This window comes from Sulfitobacter sp. EhC04, from assembly GCF_001650875.1.
Taxonomy (GTDB): Bacteria; Pseudomonadota; Alphaproteobacteria; order Rhodobacterales; family Rhodobacteraceae; genus Sulfitobacter.
In genome coordinates this window covers 1-1,346 of sequence record NZ_LXYI01000075.1, presented here as the reverse complement: position 1 = coordinate 1,346, position 1,346 = coordinate 1, and the positions used below count along the sequence as shown (strand labels likewise).

Below are 1,346 nucleotides of genomic sequence, written 5' to 3'. Positions count from 1 at the left end.
GAGCGGGCCGGGGCTGGCTCATCTCTTAATCCCAAGGTTCCGCAGGGCCCGGTGCCGAAAATCGGCGGTGATCTCCTTGCTTTGGTCGAACCATGCATGCACCGCGATGAAATCATCGACCGTGCCACCCCATTTCTTCACTGAGGACAGGGCGTGGTGGTAGGGATGTGCCATCGTCGCCCCCTCAGAAATCGTGCGTGTAGAGTTCGGACGAGGTGAAGCGCTCGTTGAACTCGAGATGGATGCAGCGGGCCGCAGCGTCGAAGCAGAACTCGCCGTAAGCGCCGTCGTTGTTTTCCCAACCGCCATGGGTGTCGGAGAGGAAGTCGTAGGTGAGCTGCTCGACGACATCCTCCAGCGAGAGCTGCCGCATCTCGACCTCGGGGTCATCCCAGGTCAGCGCGGCATAGGGGATTTCGGTTGCGGGAAAATCGACAGCCGTCTCGCCCGCCCAGGCGCCAATGCTTTCGATCTGGCCGCTGTCACCGGCCCCGTCGAAAGTCACGGTGACATGAGTGATGCCGGCGGCCATGAGGCCATCGAACAGGCGGTCCTTGTTGCCGGGGCGCAGGGCGAGGGTCCGGGCGGTGCGTTCGGCATGTGCGGCAAGGATCGCCCCGAAATCGACGGTGGAAGGCCGCAGTGGTGCTGCCAGAGTGGGTTCAGTCTGGGTCATGGATATCTCCGTTCGGTGAGGACAGGTCAGACCCCCCGGGTGGCGCACTCCTCTGCCCCCCGAAGGCTCAAACCCTTCCCATCCCTCCTCTGTCTCTCGGGCGTCACGCCGCGATCTGAAGCGCGCGGGCAGCAAAGGCGCGCCAGAGCGGGTCGACAAGGCGGGCATCCAGCAGATCAGCACGGTGACGCAGTCGCTGCGCCAGTTCAGGCTCGTGCCAGTTAGCGGCACGGCCAGCTTGGGCGCGCAGCTGAACCGCCTCGGTCACAACGGCCCGCGCCTCAAGAGCATTGGCGACAGGGTGGCACCAAGCCAAAGCGCCATGACTGGCGGCTCCGGCAAGAACCAGGCGCTGGTCGCAATCAAGGATGGCCAGAAACTGCGGCGCTGCATCGGGGCCGTTTTCCTCGGCAAGCTCAAACGCCCCCTGCATGGCATCGGCCAGCGTCGCAAAACGCTCAACGACCACGGGGGCAGCGGTGCCCGACATCAGGGCTGCAGGCGTCCGGTGTATCCGCGTCAGCGCGAAAGGCAGGCTGGGATCAGAAGCGACAGTCCCACCATTTGCGACAGGACCCATCGGGCGCGGGCTCGGTTGGAGCGGCAGGGGAAGATCAAACATGGCGATATCTCCAACGGCGCGGGAAGCCACTCTCCCCGCCTCATCCGT

Annotated in this window: 2 protein-coding genes and 1 pseudogene; all 3 read right to left on the bottom strand. The window is 64.6% G+C overall.

Annotation, left to right across the window (positions count from 1 at the left end):
- Window positions 1-36: 36 nt before the first annotated feature.
- Window positions 37-174, bottom strand: a pseudogene (locus A8B82_RS24855) (DUF6915 family protein); the annotation flags it as partial.
- A gap of 10 nt (window positions 175-184) precedes the next feature.
- On the bottom strand, window positions 185-676 hold the full coding sequence (locus A8B82_RS21245; protein WP_067297133.1) for a DUF6878 family protein: 492 nt from the start codon (window positions 674-676) through the stop codon (window positions 185-187).
- 103 nt (window positions 677-779) lie between these two features.
- Window positions 780-1,298, bottom strand: a complete 519-nt coding sequence (locus A8B82_RS21240) for a DNA repair protein RadC (protein WP_067297136.1) — start codon at window positions 1,296-1,298, stop codon at window positions 780-782.
- Window positions 1,299-1,346 lie beyond the last annotated feature (48 nt).